General features: G+C 38.0%; 15 protein-coding genes. 3 read left to right on the forward strand and 12 right to left on the reverse strand.

The annotated features are described in order from the left end of the window. Positions 1–132: 132 nt before the first annotated feature. Complete coding sequence (locus B3H30_RS01005) at positions 133–1,560, forward strand: arylsulfatase (protein WP_286774667.1); 1,428 nt, start codon at positions 133–135, stop codon at positions 1,558–1,560. Positions 1,561–1,834: 274 nt separating this feature from the next. On the opposite strand, the gene B3H30_RS01010 is transcribed toward B3H30_RS01005, so the two are convergent. The 12 genes from B3H30_RS01010 to B3H30_RS01065 form a co-directional block, all read right to left on the reverse strand. Further along, entirely contained in the window at positions 1,835–4,312 is a 2,478-nt protein-coding gene (locus tag B3H30_RS01010; RefSeq protein ID WP_286774668.1) for a phosphocholine-specific phospholipase C, read from the reverse strand. A gap of 215 nt (positions 4,313–4,527) precedes the next feature. Further along, the gene (locus B3H30_RS01015; protein WP_286767427.1) at positions 4,528–4,761 is read right to left on the reverse strand and encodes a SusD/RagB family nutrient-binding outer membrane lipoprotein; all 234 of its coding nucleotides are present in this window, start codon (positions 4,759–4,761) and stop codon (positions 4,528–4,530) included. A 94-nt stretch (positions 4,762–4,855) separates the two neighbouring features. Continuing rightward, a complete protein-coding gene (locus B3H30_RS01020; RefSeq protein ID WP_286767428.1) occupies positions 4,856–5,020 on the reverse strand; it encodes a hypothetical protein in 165 nt (54 codons plus the stop codon). 24 nt (positions 5,021–5,044) lie between these two features. After that, positions 5,045–5,242: a hypothetical protein gene (locus tag B3H30_RS01025; protein ID WP_286767429.1), complete on the reverse strand. Its 198-nt coding sequence runs from the start codon at positions 5,240–5,242 to the stop codon at positions 5,045–5,047. A gap of 353 nt (positions 5,243–5,595) precedes the next feature. After that, positions 5,596–5,757 carry a hypothetical protein gene (locus B3H30_RS01030; RefSeq protein WP_286774673.1) on the reverse strand — a complete coding sequence of 54 codons (162 nt, stop codon included), beginning with the start codon at positions 5,755–5,757 and terminating at the stop codon, positions 5,596–5,598. Positions 5,758–6,079: 322 nt separating this feature from the next. Next, positions 6,080–7,663: a DUF3843 family protein gene (locus tag B3H30_RS01035; RefSeq protein WP_286833018.1), complete on the reverse strand. Its 1,584-nt coding sequence runs from the start codon at positions 7,661–7,663 to the stop codon at positions 6,080–6,082. 162 nt (positions 7,664–7,825) lie between these two features. Then, the gene (locus B3H30_RS01040; protein WP_112374014.1) at positions 7,826–8,623 is read right to left on the reverse strand and encodes a tyrosine-protein phosphatase; all 798 of its coding nucleotides are present in this window, start codon (positions 8,621–8,623) and stop codon (positions 7,826–7,828) included. A 321-nt stretch (positions 8,624–8,944) separates the two neighbouring features. Beyond that, positions 8,945–11,347 (reverse strand): GumC family protein, encoded by a 2,403-nt coding sequence (locus B3H30_RS01045; RefSeq protein WP_286833021.1) that lies wholly within the window; start codon positions 11,345–11,347, stop codon positions 8,945–8,947. 18 nt (positions 11,348–11,365) lie between these two features. After that, positions 11,366–12,151, reverse strand: a complete 786-nt coding sequence (locus tag B3H30_RS01050; protein WP_286833023.1) for a polysaccharide biosynthesis/export family protein — start codon at positions 12,149–12,151, stop codon at positions 11,366–11,368. A gap of 73 nt (positions 12,152–12,224) precedes the next feature. Beyond that, positions 12,225–14,156, reverse strand: a complete 1,932-nt coding sequence (locus B3H30_RS01055; RefSeq protein WP_286833025.1) for a polysaccharide biosynthesis protein — start codon at positions 14,154–14,156, stop codon at positions 12,225–12,227. Positions 14,157–14,406: 250 nt separating this feature from the next. After that, positions 14,407–16,398 carry a hypothetical protein gene (locus B3H30_RS01060; protein ID WP_286833028.1) on the reverse strand — a complete coding sequence of 664 codons (1,992 nt, stop codon included), beginning with the start codon at positions 16,396–16,398 and terminating at the stop codon, positions 14,407–14,409. A gap of 90 nt (positions 16,399–16,488) precedes the next feature. Then, entirely contained in the window at positions 16,489–17,193 is a 705-nt protein-coding gene (locus B3H30_RS01065) for a hypothetical protein (protein ID WP_286833030.1), read from the reverse strand. A 491-nt stretch (positions 17,194–17,684) separates the two neighbouring features. Here B3H30_RS01065 and B3H30_RS01070 point away from each other — a divergent pair, with 491 nt between their 5' ends. Both B3H30_RS01070 and B3H30_RS01075 read left to right on the forward strand, forming a co-directional pair. Continuing rightward, complete coding sequence (locus tag B3H30_RS01070; protein WP_286833033.1) at positions 17,685–19,289, forward strand: DNA/RNA non-specific endonuclease; 1,605 nt, start codon at positions 17,685–17,687, stop codon at positions 19,287–19,289. A 64-nt stretch (positions 19,290–19,353) separates the two neighbouring features. After that, positions 19,354–20,013: an HAD family hydrolase gene (locus B3H30_RS01075; RefSeq protein ID WP_286833035.1), complete on the forward strand. Its 660-nt coding sequence runs from the start codon at positions 19,354–19,356 to the stop codon at positions 20,011–20,013. The last annotated feature ends 461 nt before the right edge of the window (positions 20,014–20,474 follow it).

Here is a 20,474-nt window from a genome sequence, read left to right on the forward strand (position 1 = left end):
CATACGAAGCATAACCAATAAAACTAAATTAGGACCATCTGACTGTTTTAATGGATTAAATTGGACTACTATATAAACTAGTGGACAGTCTTAGCTAAGAAAAAATTAATTTGAAGAAATAACCTAATGCAAATGAAAACATCTTTTATCTTGTCTCTTCTTTTGACTCTAGCCTCTCTTGCGATAGCTCAACAGAAGGACCAAAGACCGAATATTGTACTTATTATGGCAGATGATCTTGGTTATGGAGACCTTGGTGTATACGGTCAGCAAAAAATTGAAACGAAACATATCGATTCATTGGCTGCCAAAGGAATGAAATTTGACAACTTCTACGCTGGGACATCTGTGTGCGCTCCGTCGCGATCATCTTTAATGACAGGACAGCACACTGGCCACACCGATGTACGCGGTAACAAAGAAATTGAACCCGAAGGACAACAACCGCTAGCCGACTCTGTACAAACTTTCGCTATGCTTCTACAACAGGCAGGATATACAACCGGTGCATTTGGAAAATGGGGCCTTGGAATGGTCAATACAACAGGGGCGCCCGATCAAAAAGGATTCGATGAATTTTATGGCTATAACTGTCAACGTCAATCCCATCGTTACTACCCCACTCACCTCTGGCATAATAAGGAAAGGATAGAACTCCATGGCAATGGTTTAATGGCCAAAAGGCAGTATGCACCAGCATTAATCCAAGAAAAGACCCTGGAATTTATCGATGAAAATAAGGAGAAACCTTTTTTCCTTTATGTACCTACCGTTCTTCCACACGCCGAATTATCAGGTCCGGATGACAAATATTACCAATTATATGCAGACCGGTTTGATGAAAAACCGCATAAAGGAAATGACTATGGACCACAAGCAACTGTTCCCGGTTACACTTCGGTTGAAAAACCACATGCGATGTATGCGAGTATGGTAAGCCGTATGGATGCTTATGTCGGTCAAATTGTTGATCGGCTACGTGAAAACAAGCTATTGGACAATACAATTATCATTTTTACGAGCGACAACGGATCGCACAAGGAAGGCGGAGCTGACCCCAATTTTTTCAATAGCTCCGGTGGGTTGCGTGGCAACAAACGCGACCTCTATGAAGGTGGCATCAAGACCCCTTTCATTGTGTACTGGCATGGTAAAGTTGCCGAAGGGAAAACTTCAAACTACCTAGGCGCCTTTTGGGATATTATGCCTACGATGGTTGAGCTTGCCGGAGCAAACAAACCGCATTATACAGACGGTATTTCATTTGTGCCAACGCTACTAGGTAAAAACAAGCAACAAAAACAGCACCAATACCTGTACTGGGAATTTCATGAAGATGGGGGACGTCAAGCCTTGCGTCAGGGAGACTGGAAACTTATCTTACAAAAAGTCAAAAGTAGCCAATCTACAGCCGAACTATATAACCTCAAACGAGATCCCAAAGAACAACACAATGTTGCCCCGGGAAATCCAAAGAAAGTAAAAGAATTACGCCAGCTGATTGAAAAAGCGCATGTCGAAAGTAGTATTTTCCCATTGACAAGTATAACTCAGCCATAAAAAATAAAACAACGATTTGGGGGGTAGCTAACTGAGTTATATTCCCCCAAAAAGCTATTAAAATCCTTGAGAATATAGGAAGAACGTTAAAAAATAGAGATTATCTTTCCTGTAAAAAGAAATCATATTTTTTTCACTAAGTTTACTGACTACCCCAAGTGGATGCTCATACCTATGCAAAAAGATCCCAGTCAAAATAAAAACTGGGATCTCTCACCCTAGTCAGTAATATATTAATTATATACCCTTTGGTCAATTATGTAGGAACGGATTATTATCCCAATTGTGGATCAGTTTTCGAATGATTGCCCGTTTCCACACGACCCGCAAACTGGCGCACAAATTTGGTATTCTCAGCATGTACCGTAATATCATACCACCCATGGATTTTATGAGATTCCACAATCCACTTCGTAGCTTTCCCGGCAGCAAGTACAATGGATTTCTTCCATGTACTATAAGCATTATCCTCCGCATGTAGACGGAATGATTTTTTACCATGATTTTGAATCTCCACAACAAGATTACCCGTTAAGTGCCCTTTCCTCCCGATTTCATAAGTTGCACGAACAGTCAATGGTTCCTCATGTCCTTTAAATCCCCGCATAAACCCATTTGGGCCATATACGGTTAGATCGTAATGCCCATCTTTAAAGTCAGCCAGATTCCAGTCAAAGCTCAGATTACGACCAGCAACAACTGCAAAAGGCCAAAATTTAACCCCTTCTTTATAACTTGGTCCACTATAGACATTAAAAGGGCTACTGAGCGATTTATCACCAAACACCTTATTGCCCGCTTCTAATGTTAAATGAATTCGGTTGCCTTCATTAGAAAAGGATTCTTGAACATAGAGCTCATAGGCCAACGCGCTAGAATTTTTCTGACCTTTCTCCTGTCTCGCCAGTAAAGTGGAATGCCCCTTAGACCGTAATGCTGCGGCATCCTCTTTCGACCAAACGTGAAAATTATTGGGTAGTGGTTTCGATTTGGCCTGATCAATCGCATAGATCTGCTGATTCCGATCAAGGAAAGGCAAATCAACAGCATTCGATCCCTCAGCTTTCCGAAATATCGATGTCAAGTCACCTGTAATAGCTCGACGCCAGGAGCTTATATTTTCCTCTTTTACCTGCTTACCCAACTTTTTCTCGAAAAAATACTCCATAAATTGAATCGTCGACGTGATATCACAGATCTCCGAATTGACCCAACCGCCTTTTGACCAAGGGGAAGCCACAATCAAAGGGACGCGGTAACCAAGCCCCACTGGACCTTCCGTTGCATTATCTTTTTCTTCACCATCGGCAAGCTCCTGTGCTAAACTCACATATTCACCACTATAATCTAATTCCGGCGAAGTTTTTCCAGAACGGCTGTCTGCGGGGTTAGGTGCTACAAAAGGAGGAATATGATCAAAGTAACCATCATTCTCATCATAGTTCAGAATAAAAATGGTCTTCTTCCAGATTTCCGGATTTTCTGTCAAAATATTCAATAGCTCCGATACATACCAAGCGCCATACATAGGTGCACTCGGATGATCTGAAAAGCTTTGTGGTGCTACAAGCCACGACACTGCTGGCAGTTTCCCTGACTTCACATCATGTCTAAATTGGTGGAGTACATCGCCCTTAGGAACGGTAATTTTTTCACCCTCATGTGTCACAACGCTTGTCTCCCGATAGAAGGAGTCCCCCTCATTCGTTTGAAACGCACGTTCATGCAAAGCACGCTGCTCTTCAGGAAGCTGATGAAAAGCATGCTCCGTAAGGCGTGCCAAATGTTTTTGGTAGCGATTCAGCTGTTCCTGCTTCTGCTTGAGTTTATTCTGTGTTTTCTGGACACTCTCGGAGCTATTATTAGCTAATGCTTTCTCAAGTTCTTGAATCTCCGCCGGTAATTCCGCGACACGTTTCCGCATAAAATCAAGATGGCTTTTCTTGAATTCAATATGATATTGCGCAAACCATTCCAAATTGTTGTCCGTGAAATTTCCCAACAGATCCTCACCCTCTAAGCCACTTTCTATGCTGACCTCATTTTGGTAGACTTTCCAGGAGATCCCCGTTTCTTCCAGGCGTTCAGGAAAAGTCTTCCAATGTGCCCAACGGTTAAAATAGATATCGGAATTCCGCACCAATGGCTTCGCCCCTTTATGTGGCACACAGGTTCCAGTCCAGAAGAAATGCCTATTGGTTGTTGTACCTGTGATAGACGAACAGAAGTGCTGATCGCAGATCGTAAAGGCATCAGCCAATGCATAATAAAAAGGGATATCTTCGCGTGTATAATAACCCATTGTTAGCGGAATCTCTTTCAGAACCTTTCCTCCTGGCCGTTTTGCTTCGATCCAATTATCGTGTTTTCCCTCATTACGGGCTGCCATCTGGTTTTCCCAGGAATGTGGTAAATTTCCGGTCCACGCAGCATTGGAGTTTTTGATATCCAGTCGAAACGGCGAATAGGTCTTACCTGCAGCCGACGACTGCAACCATACGGGATTACCGCTAGGCAATTTAATCGCCCGTGGATCATTGAATCCCCGAACCCCACGAAGTGTTCCAAAACTATGATCAAAAGAACGATTCTCTTGCATTAATAAGACAATATGTTCGGCATCTAAAAAGGTACTTCCTGTTATAGGTTCAATTGCCAATGCGCGATGTATGGCATCTGGCATAGCACTCTGTAAGCCAAAAACACCAGCTAACAACGAAGCCTTCTTAATAAAATCTCTTCTGCTATCCATAAATAAATTTGTTATCTCTCTGCTAAATTCAATGGTCTAAAGCGAATATATCCATTCGCTGTCGTTTTTAATGTAACGTTTTTAACAAAAATCCCCGCAAACGATTGATCTCATCCTTCCCCCCATATTGGCGGGCGAGCGCTTCATCCAAATTTTGTCCGTTATAAGTGTACTCACTGGCTGGATAGCGCCAACGAACAGGTATTTTGGTTAGATCATCCGCATTTAAACTGAATGCGGGGTTGATTTTCCATTTTGGGTAACCTGTTGACGAGTTTTCTCCATTTTGTTAAGTCTCCGCCATACAAGGGATCACCCGCAAATTTTGCTCCGCTTGCAAAGAGCTGATCTGCTTTTTCTAATTCATCAAGAATACCCTTTTTAACGTATAATGCATCTGCAGAATAAACGGGATCAAGCTTGTGGAAGAATGCCAAGTTTTGCGACATATTTAAAATAATATCCCATTGGAAATTTTCCTTTTTTATAGCAGCTGTACCCAATGTAATTCCATGACATCTGGTCATTTTCTCCTCATGCGTATTAATCAAACGCGAAGTAAAGCCTGACGACCCCGATATGGTTAAGTTTCCCCCAATCAGAAACCTTATAATTCAAGGTCAAGGCAGCGTTCATCTTATTAATCAGCTCAGGGGTAACCTTCTCATAAGCCGTCAAATACGGATTGTCATACCAGGCTTTATACATTCAATTTTGAGATTGGTCGTTAATCTACCAATAATCTTTGTAATCCTGTAAATTATACTCAGGCCCAGTCCACACGAGAATATTGGAAATATACCCCTGATCATTATATCCTGCGCCAAAATTACTTCTTGCTGAACGACGATTATAGGCAAGGCGTGTTTCTATATCAACTTTTTCGCTAATCTTAGTCTGCCCAGCGACAGACATGTTTGTCATATTCATCTTTTTGGTTTGGATACTGTCCTTTTTTATAAATATGATTTATCGATGTTCTAATACTTCCATGTTCACCCTGGTTGGTAAAACGAACGGAGTTATTGGATATAAATCCCCGCTCAAGAAAATTCTTAAAACTGTCCTTGCCAAGGGAAAGCAATTTCATCTCTTCCAGTTGTTTTGTCAGTGGATTCCATTGCTTGGCTGAACGCCCAATATCCGGTTTATCCCCCCCCCCCCCACATAGTCATCATTATTAAACTTTCCCCTTTCACCTGACGGGTATCCATGTTGTACTTCGGGCAAAGCTAGATAACCCGAAAAAAACATGTTATTGCTATGACTGAGATCTCCGTTCCTTATTCCGCAAGTCCCTTTTTTGTCGTAATCATAATGGCCACACCAGCCCCCATACTACCGTACAATGCCGCTGCGGTTGCTCCCTTCAGCACATTCATATCTTCGATATTATCTAATGGCACATCACGTAGGGTAAGATTTTCATAGGCAACTCCAACCATCACCAAAATAGGTGTTAGTCCCCTTACTTAGATTTGGTGTGTACTGTTAAACTCCGTACTGTTCAAAACTCGGATACCATAAATGCGTGGGATATGCGACATGTAGACCCAGATTCACAAGTGATAACAATTTAATTATAATGAATTTATATTAAATTAATACTAGTATCATGGGATTTTCGATCAACAAAATAATAGCCAGAAGACCGCGCAATCTTATACAACAAAGAATAGCCTGACTTAAATACATAAAAAAGTTCCATTGCAGGTAGGCAATGGAACTTTTTATGTATTCCTATAGTTCTTTAGTCGACTACACAAGTTATTTTAACAACGGAAATGGCCCCAAGAAGTAAGTTCCTCGTTTATAAAAACGGAGAAAGAAATCAAGGACCTCGTCATTCACTGGAAAGAAGAACTGCTTATCCACCTCCGCCTTAAATAGATTAACATAATACTTAGGCAACTCACTTGGGAAAAAATCTTCGACCAAAAGATTCAAAAAGTAGCGTGCATAAGGCACCTCAATTTCACCATCTTTCTCCGCGAAGTCGTTATTCTTTAATGGGAAAAATTCCGCTATACCGCCAAAAACTTCTAAACCCGTTTTTGGATTAAAGAATACCGTAACTTGGGCATCTTCCGTAAGATCCAAATTTGATTCTGGAAGTGGAGATTCTTCTTTGCTCGGGTATTTTTGTTGATACTTCTTAAAGAAATCTGTTGCAAACTCCTTCACTTCTTTTCCTTCCATAAACGCAACAGCCGCCTTATGTTCTGACTGGAACAATTTGCCCATATCTTTCAGCTGCTTTTCCGTTTTCTTCAAACTCTTATCCTTACCATTCAAGGCCTCAATGCGATAAGTCATCTCATACTGCTCCGGTAAATCAAAATTTACCTCATCGGTATTCACAACGGTCATGATTCCAGAGAGATTCCAAGCATCTTTCCATGGCACAATTTCCATATAGAAAGATAAGGTTTCCGTAGGTTCAACAAATTGCTGTATAGAGTCCTTAAAGATTTTAAATGCTGTCTTTGTACCGATATGTTTTACATGCACATAAAGCTTGTCCGCTTTTACATATTCAAAAAAACTATTAATACGATTACCTAAAGTTTTGACAATACCATATAGCGCATGTTCTTTGCCAACCACCTCAGCTACAAATTCAGATGCCTTCAATGCAAACAGATGCAGTCTGTAATTATTGAAATGGTTATCTCGAACGCGATAGATCATCTGTTGTAACTGATTCTGATCGTGTTGATATCGCCCTATCTCCGCAACTTGCATCAAATGATTGAGATTGGTGTTATATTCACCCGCTGTCAGGTAATTTGTGGCAACAAGCTTTTCAATAAAATTACGGACTTCAAAATAGTTCGCCCCTTCGTCCAAAACATATTCTAGTTTTAACTTTTCATTTTCAGGAGCAACTTCATAATGTTCTTCCAAGATCGAATAGGCCAAATCTGTAACCAATTGGATCAAACGACCACGGGGATCAATAAATAAATGTGGATTACGTTCACTGAAAAATAACCAGGTCAATACAGCTATATCTTCACTATTAATATCCTCAGCATAATAATCCGTTAGGTCATTATCATTATAAAAAGGCAAAAGTTGATTGTATAGTTCTGTATGGATCGTTCTAAAAGCAGCAAAAATTCCTGTTTTCGCAATAACGTCTTCTAAGTAACACGTTAGATAGATACTCAATGTCTTTAAAGTATCGGTATGGATGAGATCATTTGTCTCTTGCTCCTCAAACCATAGTGTAGATAAACTATCATTGATTTCATTTGCAACGCGTAAGTAATAACTATCTATTTCGTTTGTTTTTTGATAAGTATGGTGTGCTATCCAGTCTTGAATAAAAATTCTGTTTCCTCTCATATGAAAAATGCTAAAACCAAAAGTAGCCAAATTTTCGAAATATCCATACGGGCAAAACACAAGATAGCAGAAATAGGACTCACTATTCGCCACTTTTCTTAACAACAAAATATATTAAGACGAATTAGACTAATTATTTTAGGAATAATAACTTCAAAACTACTAACCAGCAACGTTCACACTATCAAGTGTTAAGTGATCTTGAAGCGACGAGTTAATTATATTACAAGTTTTAAGTAAATCTCTAACAGGATATTTTGCAACGACCTCTTCCAATGCAACTAGATGGCGTTGGTGATGAGTATCTGTTCCGACAAAATCATACATACCCGATTTGATCATGGTTAATGCAGCAGATTTAACTTCAACACCGTAATAACGACTTATCGATAACAAATTTAATTGTAGCATACATCCTGCATCCTTAATCTGCTTATACATATTAAAATTATAATGATAATAGTTATAACGCTCCGGGTGAGCTAAAATTGGTTTATATCCCAAATTCTGAATATCAAGGATAGTTTTAAATAACGCTCTAGACTCTTGAAGATATGACATTTCAATAAGCACATAACCGCCCGGCATTACACACAACTCATTTGAACCGATTAATTTCTCAATCCCATCATCTACCATATGTTCAGCAGCATGAAATATCTCTGGAGAATTTGGTATCTTTTTCAATTCTTTGACCAACAAATCCTTTGATTTTTCAATTGTACTCAAAGTGTTAGGATGAACACCTTCTATTATATGCGGCGTACAGATAAATTTATCAAATCCCATTCTGTTTAAGCCTTTAATTAACTCTATCGACTGATCAACAGATTGACTTCCATCATCAATTCCTGGTAAAATATGGTTATGCATATCGACCTCTAGAAAGGCTAATTTTCCTACAACCTTTATCTTTGAATCCTTTTTCTTGCCCGTAAACAATTTTGACAATATCCCCATATACTAATCAAATAATTTTAAAGTAATTTAATAGAAACTACAAATATAACGGAAAACATAAACAAAACGCTACAGTTAAACATAATTTATTTAAAAAACCAATTCCTTTCTATAGAAAAAACTAATTTAATAGTTGTAACTAATTTTTGTAAAAGCTCAAAATATTACATTATAACCTTTTATTTACAGTTTATGCAGAAATGCTTTGAAACTGCTTTTCAAAAAAACTCCAAATTAATACAGCAAAAAGAGTACCAACAAAAAAGCACCAATACTAAATATTGATGCCTTTTAATAATTGATATAATATCTGATAACTAGCTACTTTTTAGCAGATTTAAATAAATTTCGAAGAAAGTCGAATCTTCTACTACTCTTATCTTCTCTCTCACCATAACCATAACCGTAGCCATAGCCATAGCCATAACCTCTGGCAAAATCGACATCATTAATTACAAAAGCCATATTTTTCAATTTACTTTGTTGATAAAGCTCTTTAGGCACTTGTAACAATCTTTTATCGAGATAATTTGCTCGTGACACATAAATAGTTAAGTCGGCATTATGGGCAATTAATACAGTATCAGTCACTAAGCTCACGGGAGCCGTATCAACCAAAACATAGTCATAATTTCTACGTCCGTACTCAATAACGTCGTCAAAATGACCGTTCATTAAAAGTTCCGCGGGATTTGGAGCGACATAACCCGAATAAATAATATCAAAATTGTAATTCCCAGGTTTCTTTATTACGATATTATCAAGTTCCATGTCGGGATTAATCATATACTGCGTGATACCTATATTGGTGTGTTGAAGGTGAGCAAGTCCCAAATAATCCAAAACTTTAGGACTTCGGATATCTGCACCGATCAGAAGTACCTTTTTCCCAGACATGGCAAGAATTTTCGCTAGATTAGTTGACACAAACGACTTCCCTTCTCCAGACGTTGTTGAAGTAATAAAAATAACTTTCGAATCATTTTTATTAGGTCCCAACATGAAGGACATATTTGTACGGAGTATTCGAAAAGCCTCGGCTAATGAAGAACGATCATTCTCCTGGATGATAGGATGCTCACTTCTAGGAATCTCTCCCAATATAGGAGCTTTTATAAGATCTTCAATATCCTTCCTAGACTGAATTTTGTTATCCAATAAAAACTTTAAATATAATATACCAAATGGCAAGATCACGCCAACAATTAAAGCTCCTAACAACACAATACTTTTCTTAGGAGATACTGGAATATTTGAGCCAAAGGCTTCATCAATAATCTTTAAATTGTCCGGTGTTGCTGCGGCCTTGATCTCATTCTCTTCTCTTTTTTGTAATAAAAAAAGATAAAGAGATTCGACAATCTGCTGCTCTCTTGAAATATCTTTAAATCCACGTTCTTGTTTAGGAAGATTACTCAATTTACCTTGTAACTCCGATTTCTTAGCTTGGGCAGAATTTAGGGCTAATTGTGTAACGTTTCGGTAATTATTTAATGACTTTATCACATTGTTATTCAAGACCCTAATATTATCATTGATATTTTTAATGACAGGATTATCAATAGTAGAAGACTTCAATAAATCATCTCTTTCTAATACCATCTTATTATACTCAGCAATTGTCTTTTCAATTGAAAGATCCTGAAGGCCGATATTTGTAGGCAAAAGTTCGGTATTGTTGGATTGCACATATTGCTTCATATAATCAACCAACTGAAGCTGAGTTCTTTGTTCTACAACTTTCTTATCTGATTCTGAAGCATTTTCAAGAAAAAGCTTCGCTTCAGATTCAACATCAATTAGACGATTCCCTTCTTTAAAACTTTCAGCTTTACTATCGACATGAGACAAGTCCCCAGAAATTTTATCGAGTCGCTCGTTGATAAATTTAGACGTAGCCTTAGTAAGTTTATCTTTATCTTGAGTAAGATCTATATTATATTGATTAATTAATTCATTAATAATTTTAGAAGCCTGTAAGACTGAGGCAGAAGTAGTTGAAAAATTAATAATATAGGATTGCTTTTCTTGATTGGGAGTCACATTTATCTCTTTCACTAGATTCTCTAATGCATTCAACCTAGGAAGAACTGTAATGTTTATACTTTTATTAATAAAAGACTGAATAATTGGAGTTTGAGGCAAAAGAATAATCTCACCTAAACTCGACTTAACTTTTGTTCCAAGAAGAATCTCTTTTGTATTCTTTCCCAATTCATCTTCGAGAATTACTTTTGTGGAAGAGAGTATATCCACACGAAATCGTCCTTTTATTGTATCTTGGTAAGATATATTTGAATTTACCAAAAAGAGGCGAATTGGGGATTCTTGTTGTGCTAACATTTCTTTCTTAAATCTACCTTCAGAATAAGAAATGTTCAAATTTAGCGTATCGACAACTTTTCCAGCCAATCTTCTAGATTTAAGAACATCAATCTGATCCATTACTTTAGCCGTATTACCAGCACTACCAGTGATAGATGCGAGATCCGCTAGGCCAGCCAACTCACCTTTACCTTCATTTTCATTTGGCAGCAGTATTTTAGCATCTACTTTATATTGCTTAGTTGCAAATTTAAGATAAAGAAATGCACTAAATAATACGATTGAAATAGACAAAACAAACCATTTCCAATAGTAAAAATATTGCTCAAAAAGGGCTTTTATATTTATTTGCTGGTCTTCTTGTGAATCAGAACTCAATTGCGATAAATTATCAGGCATAATAAAATTTGTAAATTTTTAACGTACAATAACAGAAATAACAGTGATAATCAAACCAACTACTGAGATCAACACATTCGTATTCTGACCATAATTAGCATTTCGAATTTGAGATTTATTTGGTTCAACATACACAACATCATTTTGTGCTAAATAATAAAAAGGGGAATTTAAAGCACCTTGTTTAGAAAGATCCACTCGATTAACCGTTTTTTGTCCATTTACCTCTCGTATGACCAAGACGTTATTTCTTACCCCTTTCATCGTCATATCTCCAGCCATACCTAAGGCCTCAAGCAATGTTATACGCTCATTTTGTAATGGAAATGAGCCCGGACGAGCCACCTCCCCAATCACCGTCACTTTGAAATTATTGAATGACATATTAACCCCTGGATCAACAATATATTTCTTTAATTCTCCCCGCAATTTATCCATCGCTTCCATTCTTGTCAAACCCTCCAAACGAATCTTACCTATTACAGGGAAATCAATCATACCCATTTGGTCGACGGTGTAAGTTGGCTTCATTGCCAAATCGGTACTAGTAGCACTATTCATTTGATAGGGGCTAACTTGATTAAATGGCATAGCAGCTTTCAAATCAGCAGCAGAAACAGCTATTGATAAAATATCATTAGGTTGTATGCGTGGAATGTATTTTTCGTAATCATTAACAATATTTGTCGAGTCGGATTGCAGGTATATTATACTCTTTCGAGAGCCACAGGATGTTAGCCCTAAAATTATGCTTGTTAGCAATAATATTTGAAAATAATGTTTAAACTTAAAATAAGTATGCATGAATGAAGTATTATTTGTATAATTCGTGGTAAAAATATCATTTTTTTATTAGATAATCATCTCTAGATTACAATTAGGTTGCTACTTGAACCCCATCATTATCAAAATCCAATACACTAAAATCTGAATTTTGGGATTTAAATTCTGGAACAATCTCTTTTAAAACTTTTACCAAGGACATTGCGTCCACTTTTTGCAATGAGGTCATAGTAACAAGTTCTTTCAATTTTTCACATTTAAATGCTAGGTTTTCATGATTAATTTTTGCAATCATAATTTTAGGATGGTGAGTTTCCAAGGTATTTTCACCATTAGCTAACAGCTCTTCAAAGATTTTTTCACCAGGTCTAAGTCCCACTATTTTGATATCAATATCATCAGGATACCGATATCCTTTTAAACGAATCATCCGTTTTGCCAAATCCATAATTTTGACAGAGCTACCCATATCAAAAACAAAAATCTCCCCGCCTTGGCCCATAACGGCAGCTTCCTGAACTAATTGACATGCCTCCGGAATAGTCATAAAATAACGTGTAATATCAGGATGCGTAAGGGTAAGTGGACCTCCTTCAGACATTTGCTTCTCAAACAAAGGAATAACTGAACCATTTGAGCCTAATACATTTCCAAACCGTGTAATAACAAACGATGTATTACCCTTACCATAACAACTGCTGACATAAATCTCAGCAGCTCTCTTCGTTGCTCCCATCACATTTGTAGGATTTATCGCCTTATCAGTAGAAATCATAACAAATTTTTTGGCATTATACTTTAAGGCAAGGTCTGCAAGATTCTTAGAGCCAACAACATTTGTCCAAATAGCTTCATAAGGGTTATCTTCCATTAGAGGAACATGTTTGTAAGCAGCAGCGTGAAAAACGATATCAAAATTATACTGATTAAATAAATGATCTAAAAATACAATATCCCTAACATCGCCAACAACACACTTTACTTTATCAGAATTATTCAGGTTTAATGATTGCTGCAAATCATAAAGTGGAGATTCGGCCTGGTCTAATAAAACCAGTTTTTTAAATCTTTGTTTTGCAATTTGACGAGAAAGTTCCCCCCCGATAGATCCTGCAGCGCCCGTTATCAGAATTACTTTATTCTCAGTCTCAGCTGTTATTGCAGGATTGTTCAATTTTATATTTTTCCTCCCTAATAAATCTTCTACTTTAAGAGGCCTAATTTCTCTCTTGATACCCGAATTTAACAATAAATGGGCCGGAGGCATAATTTTCAACTCAACTTTCAATTGCTGAAAAGCATCTGTTATTTTCGCCAATCTTTCGGGATCGTCATTTTCAACCGCTATAATAACATCAGAGATATCATTCCCTCGAATAAAATCTTTTGTTAAACTAGAAATATCGATTATAGGCAACCCCGCAATACGCTTCCCCACACGCGAGGCCTTATCTTCAACAAATGCGATAACTTGATATTTTGTCCTCTGATCTTCTTTCAGTAAAGAGAACGCAACCAAACCTGGTCTTGAAGCGCCAAAAATCAACACTTGCTTCATTTTTCTATTCCTCAGAAACAAACTTTCATATATTGTACGATAAAAAACTCTGGAGGCAACCAAAGAAACCATCGTAAAAAAGGTATGCATTAAAAGTACACCATATGATAATCTAAGAAAACCAAATATATTCTGATCTTCACCGAAGAAAACCCGAACTATCGCACTTAATAATGCCAAAATCATAAAAGCAAGCCAAGATGTTTTAAATATCTTAACGGCATCACTTAACCCTGTTTGCCTTACAATACCTTTGTAGGTTTGCATTATGACAAAACAGCTCAGATAGATGATCAATACAATAGGTGCTTTCCACATCATATCAAATATATCTAGACTTCCCTTAAAGCTATTAACAATAAAATTCGAGAAGATATAGCAAAACAAAACTATACCCAAATCAAATATTAATACAACCCATCGTGGATTTTCTTTGCGAAGCCTTCTTCTTATATATGATAAATTCATAAAGATCAAATTTTCCTTGGATTACAAAACCGCCTCAGAATTATCAAAAAACAAACCAAAAAAGAAGGTTATCAATATTTTCTTTGAACCGAAAGCACATTGCATAAAACGAACAAATATACACCAAATTTAGAATTTGATGTATACTAAAAACGACACTTCGTAACTAATTATAGAATTTCATATACCTTTTATACTTTCATAACACATTTTTATCACAACAAAATAAATAATCCACTTTGGGGAGCCGCTACATTTTATTTAATTCCGCCAAAATTTGATCGAGTAAATAACTGATCGCACCATCACTGGTCTGCGGCAATTTTGTCGACATTTCAACCTCAGCACGGTTACCAACCACACCTTTGGAAGTAATTGCGGTACTGCCATATTGATTGAGTTGTGCCAGTGTTGTTTCCCATTGTTTATCCGGTGTAACCCCCATTTCCTTTAACATTGTCGGTAGCTTTTGTAGGTCAATAGCTGCTGACATCTTGTTTTGCTTCATCAGTTTTACAAAGTCTTTATTTCCGGGAGCATTCATCTTATTCTGACGGATATCATTTAGGGACAATGAGTCATTACTAACCATTACCAAATCTTCTTTCAAGAGAACATACATTGGAAAATCCTTGGCTTTCTGTTTTGAAAACGCATAAATGCCATCATAGACCTGCCCAACTTGCTTTGAAACAGCCATGTCCAAGCCTTTTTTTATCAGACGTTGATCCTTTGATGTGAACATCCAAATAAATACTGGAAGTGTTTCTTCCTTGGTCTTTTTCACTTCGATTGCATTGTAATCATCGTCGTAGGTGTAATCGATATAATCTTTTTTGAACTTACGAAGACCGTTAACAACCACGAGGTGGTCTCCTGGCATTACCTGGGCAATGGCCTTTTCATCTAGTGCTATTTCAAGAGCCATCAGTCCCCATTCGACAAGGTCCTGTTGAGGCCCCAATAAACCGCTATAATATTTTGCCATATAGGCAGGCATTTCTCTCAGATAAGCCTCTGAATTAATATTCACATTAAAAAAACCTAAGGTTTTATCCGTTAAATATTTACTGAACTTCGAATTAGGTTTTCGCGCATACATTCTTTTGGTCATCTCAGCAAGGGCCTTATCTAAACCCACAGATCCCTTTAATTTCAGCACATTCCCCTCTTGCACTAAATCCAATAGACCGTCTTGATAACCCGTCTTGAACTTATCCAGTTTAATTCCCATATAATAATAAGGAAGAGAGGTGGTATAAGGCAATAGACCACGGTACAGATCCTCTACATGAGGAACATACAATCGAATAAGCCCGAGATTCTTTAAAACCTTCTCCTGATCTGCAATTGACAAAGACTTATAACTCCCTGAAACCAAACGGGTAACTTCATTCAATAACCATTTATCACGTAAGCCGTTACGAATCGAATCGTTTTTCCGATTTTGATCTTCATAGGCCGTATAAAGCGAATCATAATAACCGGGATCATGCATGTCTGCCGCGTCAGCCGCTGCATCCGCAGCCGCAGCCGCAGCAATATCAACAACTGGTGGCAGTACTTCTGTAGCACCTACTATCGTATCAGGTTCCGCAGCTATAGCAACCGGTGGGGATACTGGCACCGCTAGATTTTCATCCGCATCCCAGACTACGGCAGCAGAGTCCATTGCGGCTACAGTTGTATCTGCCCAAGCATCTTCGTCATCAGCTGGACGCCCAACGTAATCCACCTTTTGGATTCCATAACGACTAGCAATCGAATCATTGTCCAAAAAGCTGGTATTTGTCGTTGCCGAAACAAATCTAGCGATAAGATCGTTGTATACTAACATACTCCCCGCCTTGAGGCCTATGCTCGTATAACCATTGGCAAATGCCTTGGGTTCACCCGCCTCATGAAGCAGTTTCTCAAATTGCCCCCTGTTGTTCAAAGAAAATATAAATTCCGTAAAACTGATACTATCGGTCTTTCTGGTATAAAAATAGGCCGTTTGAGATAGGTCTACTCCCAAATTTTTAATATCATTGCTCGCTGATATTCCCGATTTCTCAAAAAAACCAGTCTTTTGGAGTAACTCGTTCAGTTTATTGGCATTTGCTTTCTGCACAATGTCTTTCATATGGAAAGCTGCAATCATTTCTGCATCTTCGGGGATCTGTTTGATCAAGTCCTGCGCCTTTACAATTGTCCCAAAAGACAAACAGGCTAATCCTAGCAGTATAAATTTTGATTTCATCTTATAAATAATTTTTCAGCTACACCGAACCTGCTCTATAGAAACGCTTTCAGCAACTAAATGAAGTCCCGGTTTCACCAATGTTATAGGTTATTTTGTTAATGTGATTTTATTTGCCAAGCTCGATTTACCATAGACCAAATCCATAAATGGTAGTTTTAGCAAGACCCCTTTCTTATTCCCGGCAACCTTTGCAAGACTGTTTGCCTGAGATACAACCGGTTTTTCAAAACGTACAATCTGCGTATAGAATGCGTCCGCAAACTGAGTTGTATTATCGTTTCCCAGTTGATTAAATTTTGCTTTCCAGTCAGCAGAAGCCATAAATTTGCGTTCAAATACGTGGCTTTGTGCGTTATAATAATAGCGGTTTGAATTCGATATCTTCGTTTTAAACCGATTTGCCAATATATCCGAAAAGGCGTTCAAGGATTCTATCTGGCTAAAATCACAGGAGATATTAACGATATAATTGGTAAAATCTGTGCTGTACTGTACATTAGAAATTCCTTTAGTTTGTTTGAGTAGCTGAACAGCAGATCGAATCTCTTTCTCCATATCGGCTTGAGAAGGGATCTGTATTCCCTTGATACTTTTCATCTTCATTAAAGAAGCTACCTTGGTCTTGCTTTTACTCAAATTTAATGTGGCGGCAATATGTCCGGAACCGTCTGATTTTAAGTCGATCTGCTCAACAAAATCAAAGCAGCTCGATGCCGTCAATACCATGACAACAGCACAGATAATCACATAAAATCTATTCAATTTTCCTTTTACTTTAAATACTTCTTCCATTACAACCTCGTAACGATTAATAATTTGTCAAATCAATATATGTTTTGACATGAACAGCAAACATTGTGCTATTTTTTTCCTATTGACAAATTTATTAGAAACGAGAATATATTTTACTACCTGATTTCAGGGAAAAATGAAGAAAATCAACACCTTCGTATTAATTTTTTCCAAAAGGAATTAAAAGCGTTACCCTAGTACTACACATAATAGCACAACAGCAACCTAAAACAAATGATTTTTAAACAAGTATGGAACACATACTGCTAAATATTGTATCAATTACCTATATTATTGTCTTAACAACTGTTTGAGATCTTTAAATATACTACAAGTGAGATACTATAAAAACCGAAATAGTGCCTAAAATATCTATCTAAAGATCAATCCAATACAAACCTTATAACCGGGATTACTAAAAAGATCGCTGTAACTTCTAGCGAACTTAACTATTTTTGCCATCACTTTATCAATATACACTAGCTATTCATATGACGAACAAGACCAAAGCGATACCGGATCAAAATATATTCCGGATAGCCTACATTATAATTGCATTGCTTACTTTTAACTCCTGTCAGAAAACGGAAACTAGAATTGACCGAGCAGCGGTGCTATTTACCCCTACTATTGTCGGTCAAATCAACACACAAACGACAGAGAGTTTCTGGAATAAAAATGACCAAATCGGTGTATATATGTACAAAGCCGACCAACCTTTGGCAGCAATTTCGCTTATCGACCAGGTCAAAAATTACCCCTTCACTTTTAACGGTTCGGTTTTTCAAAGTAACAGCCCGGTTTTCCTACCGAATGAAAACGTGGACTTTATCGCCTATTATCCTTACAAATCACTGGCAGACTTTCAATATCCCATCAATATAAGTGACCAGTCCAACCCGGCAGCCTTAGACCTGATGTATGCAAACAATGCCAAAAAAATCGGTAAAAGCAACAATACAGTACCACTTATTTTTGTACGACAACTGAGCAAAGTCAACATTAAGCTATCCATAACCAATACAGCCGCATTGGAAGCCAATCAGATTATCGTAAAAATGCCAGCTATAAGCATCCAGGGAGGATTCGATTTGACAACAGGAAAATTGACTGTTAATTCAACCGAAAAAAAGGATGTGCAAAAAAAGGTATCACTAAATACCAATAAAACCGCCCATATAGAATTTATGCTACTTCCTGGCGAAGATATCACAGGAAAGGCCATTAAGTTTATTGCCACTAATGGCAATACCTATACCTGGACAATACCCCAAAATCGGAATTTAAAAAATTTAATAGCCGGAAGCCAATATAGCTTTGATATCAACATTGACAATGGAAAACCGAGCGGCGGGATTGGTGAATCACAAGCTTATCTGGAAATACCCAAAATGAGCAATCTCAGTAGTGATGAGGTATTTATACAACATTTTATGCCCGACGCAAGCGACAGCAGAAATTATGCGATGCTATATGACAAAAAGCTAAAAATGGCATATTGGGTTGCATACCCCTTATACAACAGTGTGCTAGGGTCAGGCAACCGTACGGATGCCTGGGGTTACGATCCTGCCGTATCAACAGCATTTCAACCCAATCTATTTAAGGGATTTCAGCCAACAGGGTACGACAGAGGGCACCAATTGCCAAGTGCAGACAGAAATCTCAATATTGCTCAAAATAAAACAACATTTTATTTTACCAACATGACAGCACAGGTTTCACGACTTAACCAAGGTATTTGGGCAAACCTCGAAACGAAAGTGAGAACCTGGACTGCACAGTGTGACACGATGTATGTCGTAACTGGCGCAATACCTAAGACCAGCACTGAAAACAGCCTCGATTTTGCGCAGGACAACGATGGAAAAGATATTGCCAAACCAAAATACTATTTCAAAGCCTTGGCAATGAAAAAAGGAAACGAATATTATACCATTGGTTATAAGATTGACAATGTCATTCCACCTTCAGGAAGCACGTTCGAAAATTATAGGTTAACCGTAAGCGAACTGGAAAAAATAACTGGATTCACTTTTTTCCCCGATCTAAATGATACACAGAAAGGAAATATAAATACCTCCATTTGGAAATAATTAAACTCCATTTAATCTCACTATTCTACCATGGTTCAACCGCAATTTTTACTAGATTTATCAAATGAAACTTATCATATTTGATCTGGACGGAACACTGCTAGATACATTACAAGACCTGGGGGACAGCTGCAATGCTATTCTTGAACAGCATGGATATCCAACGCATCCACTCGTTGCTTATAAGAAATTTGTAGGCAATGGCGTACAGAAACTCATCGAAAGGGCATTGCCCGAAGAAGCACGAACGGCAGAGACGATTACAGTCTTACTTGGAGCTTTTAAAAGCTATTATGAACAAAAACCTGTATCGCATACACGGCCTTACCCGGGAATTGTATCGCTGCTTCAAGAATTGAAGTCTTTAGGTTACCTCATCTCCGTGGCGTCCAATAAATACCACGAGGCAGTCATCCCACTGATGCAACAATACTTCCCCGATATTCCATTTGACCTTGTCCTCGGCCATCGCGCTGGTCATCCAGCCAAACCCGATCCCGCAATCGTCCTAGATAGCCTCGAGACATTAGGTGTCAACAAACAAAATTGTCTGTATGTCGGTGATTCATCGGTCGATATGGATACGGCCAATAATGCCGGGGTAACAGCAATCGGTGTTACCTGGGGCTTTCGCGATGAAGACGAATTGAGACAACACGGGGCAAAATACATTATCAATACCCCAAGGGAACTCCTTAATATTACAGCAACAACGCAGATATAAAAGAAAGAACGGCACTTTAACCGATAGCGATTTAAGTGCCGTCTTTATTGAATCTATCCTAATGTCGTTGATTGCGTACCATTGCTATTGGCGATCCAATGAAATCAGGTAAATTTCCTATAGTGTCCTGAGCCTACATTTTTGCATCCATTAGTTGCTCACGCTGTCCTTTTGGATGACCAAGCTTCATGTGTATGTATACATACATAGAGGAGGATGTCCACTTCAGCGGAGATAGTGCCAAGGGATCAGAGCAAGTAAAGGAGTTACAGCAGCGTTTTCAAATGTTCTGATCATGCCACGATCCGGTTATCCAGTACTCACCTTGCAGCTTGTAGCTATAAATAAGTGGGCAGCCGGTTAATTGAGATGATTAAAGGGACAAAAAGATGCCTCACACTGCTAAGGCACAATGAGGCCAGGGGAAGTACGGGGAGTATCTAAACGAAAGAAGCCCTTGA

Origin of the sequence: Sphingobacterium sp. UBA7038 (genome assembly GCF_002494055.1) — a bacterium.
In the GTDB taxonomy this organism is placed as follows: Bacteria; Bacteroidota; Bacteroidia; order Sphingobacteriales; family Sphingobacteriaceae; genus Sphingobacterium; species Sphingobacterium multivorum.